General features: G+C 48.3%; 1 protein-coding gene. It reads right to left on the bottom strand.

Going from position 1 to position 561, the window contains the following annotated elements; translation table 11 throughout:
• The coding region (locus AB4496_RS20400; RefSeq protein WP_372131786.1) for an MFS transporter at positions 1-441 on the bottom strand (441 nt) is incomplete at its 3' end.
• Positions 442-561: the final 120 nt, after the last annotated feature.

Below are 561 nucleotides of genomic sequence, written 5' to 3'. Positions count from 1 at the left end.
GCCCAGTGGTACGCCGGTTACCAATGCAACTGTTAAACCCGTAAACATGATCGCAATGGCACTGGCTGCTTTATCTTTTGAAACCAAACCTGTCGCGATGGTCGATCCAATCGAGAAGAACACACCATGGGCGAGGCCGGTCAAAATTCGTGCGGCGATCAGCGTGTTATAGCCCGGAGCTTGCCACGCCAATAAGTTACCAATGACAAACAATGCCATCACGGTCAGCAACACCGCCTTACGATTCCATTTGCCGGTTAATGCCGTTAATACTGGTGCGCCAATAGCAACGCCAAGCGCGTATAAACTGACTAATAGGCCTGCCGATGGCAGAGATACATTCAAGTCGCTCGCCATGGTAGGAATCAAGCCTACGATGACAAATTCTGTGGTTCCGATGGCAAAGGCGCTGAGCGTCAATGCAAGTAATGCTAGTGGCATAATCATCTCTCTTACTGTTCTTTGTTAAATACCGAGCGCGATAAAATGGGGCAGCTTTTGGCTGCAATAGGAGCGCTTCGTTTGATGGCGAGGATTATCTAGCAAAATATATTTGTGAAA

The organism is Vibrio sp. 10N.222.46.A1 (assembly GCF_041473595.1).
Lineage (GTDB): Bacteria > Pseudomonadota > Gammaproteobacteria > Enterobacterales > Vibrionaceae > Vibrio > Vibrio tasmaniensis_A.
The sequence above is the reverse complement of the archived record's forward strand: the minus strand, read 5'-3'. Positions and strand labels throughout refer to the sequence as shown.